1 protein-coding gene is annotated in these 2,650 nt (G+C 55.5%); it reads right to left on the reverse strand.

Annotation, left to right across the window (positions count from 1 at the left end; genetic code table 11):
• Positions 1–238: 238 nt before the first annotated feature.
• Entirely contained in the window at positions 239–1,369 is a 1,131-nt protein-coding gene (locus tag PSV43_RS18035) for a virulence RhuM family protein (protein ID WP_300200550.1), read from the reverse strand.
• Positions 1,370–2,650: the final 1,281 nt, after the last annotated feature.

The raw sequence follows: 2,650 nt of genomic DNA on the forward strand, positions 1-2,650 counted from the left end.
CGCTGTGGTGCAGAAGGCCGTTGGCCTTCGAGACGAGGAATATCAGTCCGGGATATAAGCATGATCTCCATGACATCGCGCAGTGAGCAAAGCCCACTTTTGGGTAAAGGTCAGCGCGGAGCCACCGCTGCCCGGATGGCTGCACCACATTAACTATCGGAGATTTATCGCGGAGTAATCCACATTTTTCCTGGCATCTTATCTATCTCCAACGCAGCCCCTGCCCTTCTTTGAAGGCTCAAGGTTCGTTGCTTTTTTCGGGCAGGCTTTTGATTATTCGGTCGAAGTCGGACTCGAACAGGCGGTCTTGCACGATGCGGTATTTTTCAAATTCACTTTCAGCGTGGGCTTGGGCGATTTCGGCAGTTACTCTGCCGGCATCCTGCAAAATTTCCCGGTCGGTCGCGGCGATGAAGCGGTTGAGGCGGGTTTCCCAGTCCTGCATGGTCATGGGAATCTGCCGCAGCGCCATGTCTTCGGCCACATCAAGGTAGGCGGAGACGAGGCGTTGCAGTTGCGCCATTTCGTTTTCCGTGAGGTAGTTTTTCGCGACGCTGACATCGAACTTCTGAATCTTACCCTCGGACGCGTCTTTCCAGGTGGTCAGGCCCATGTGGGTTTTGGCCGCATCCGCACGGGAGACGATGACCTCTGCGGCGGTCTGTCCGTGAATGGCCCAGTGTAAGTTATCCCGCTGCGCGGGCTCTGCATCCAGGCTTCGCCGCAGGAATGCGCTATCGCGCCGAGCAGTGTTCTGCACGGTGGCAAAGAAGCGATTGGTGGCTGCGGCGGTGACATCGTAGTCGATGGCGGTGGCGTAGATGTCGGTGATTTTCTGGTAGAACTTGCGCTCGCTGAGGCGGATTTCGCGGATGCGCTGGAGCTGCTCCTCGAAGTATTTTTTGCCGAGGATGGTGCCGTCGTTTTTCAGACGCTCGTCATCCATGGCAAAGCCCTTGATGGTGAAGGATTCGATGATGCCGGAAGCCCATTTGCGGAACTGGACGGCACGTTCGGAGTTCACCTTGTAGCCGACAGCGATGATGGCGGCGAGGTTGTAGTGCTGGGTGTCGTAGGTTTTGCCGTCAGCGGCAGTTATCCGAAAATATTGGATAACTGAATCTGCTTCCAGTTCGTGGTCAGAAAACACCTTTTTCAGGTGGTAGTTGATCGTCCTCACGTCCACATCGTAGAGCAGTCCCATCATTTTCTGGGTGAGCCAGACATTCTCATCGGCATAAACGGCCTCCACGCCGCCCTGGCCGCTGGCAGCCACGAAGGTGAGGTATTCTGCGGCGGAGGAGCGAACCAGCGAGGGGACAATGCTCTTTTTGGAACGACCGCCGGGAGATGGTTTGTTTTTGCTCATGGATTTTTGCACCCTACCCCTTATACGACCCGGACAGCCTTGATCTCAAGGGGCACGATGATCACGCGCCGAAACGGTAGAACTGAAATCATGACTGTATATTGTCAATCAGTGCCATGGCACAAGTGATCTGCATTTTGCCTGGCATCTTTTCGTTAACCGAGTGCGATTCAGAATCGCACTCGGTTAAGAACCGGTATCATTCATAGCCGCTGGTCCGTCGGGCTAAGTCTTAGTGAGTGCCATCGTGAGTGCGAAGCGTCTTTGAGTGCGTGCGGCAAGCTTGGGCGCGACGGCGCTTTCGCAGACCGGAGGGCAGGCTATGTCCGAAGGGTACACTTCACCCCGCGAAAGCGGTGTCGCCGATGCAGGCTTGCGCCGTGCATCTCTGTCACCGCATTGATTGATTCGCTGCGCTCACCCTGTGGGCTCCTTTCAGTCGTCTGTCTCACTTCGTTCGGCTCGCGTTGCTCACCCTACGGGCAGCCTCCGGCTGTCTATTTGCCTTCGGCGGTCTTCGACCCGCTGCGCTCCGGTTCCACGACGCTGTCGCGCGGCTCGGATGCCCAAGACCGCCAAAACACACGATCACAACCCTTAACCGAGTGCCATTCATGCCGGGCATGAATGGCACTCGGTTAAGCATAGTGATCGTTGATTTTGAATGTGTGGAGACGCGCGCCAATCAGCGTATCGGGAGGGCGGGGGAACGCTGCTGGTGAGCGCGGTGTGAGAAGAGGGCGGTGGGTTTGCTTTCCGGATTGCTGGCGGCAAAACCCAGGGGAGCACTCGCTAAAGCTCGGCACCGCCTGGGCTGTAGGACGCAGCCCATTCAGGGCTGGTGTGTGGCGGGGCAGAGTGGTGAAAGATGCGGGCGGGATGTGACGAAAGCGGATGGAAAAAGCACGAAGCACCGCTTTAACCGAGTGCCATTCATGTCGGGCATATTGTAGAGCCAAATAACGCAAAATATTGGTTTGCAATGCTCTGCCCGATCTCTGTGCTTTCACTCAAGGCGCGTAGAAGTTGAGAAATACCAATCCCCATGACTGACGCCAACCTTGGTTCCATTGGGTTCAAGACTCCGGCTGCTCTTCTACCTCAACCAACGTGATCCGGATATCTCTCAAACCCGCGCCTCCTTCAGCCCGAACAATGCTGAACCATGAGGTTGAAAATGAAATGTTTGTGCATCATGTCTCTACAAAATGCCTGGCATCTTTTTCACTCATCAGGAAATCAAGGAGATACATCGGAAGTTCCCGTGACAACAGACCCTGT

Origin of the sequence: Prosthecobacter sp. (genome assembly GCF_029946185.1) — a bacterium.
GTDB lineage: Bacteria > Verrucomicrobiota > Verrucomicrobiia > Verrucomicrobiales > Verrucomicrobiaceae > Prosthecobacter.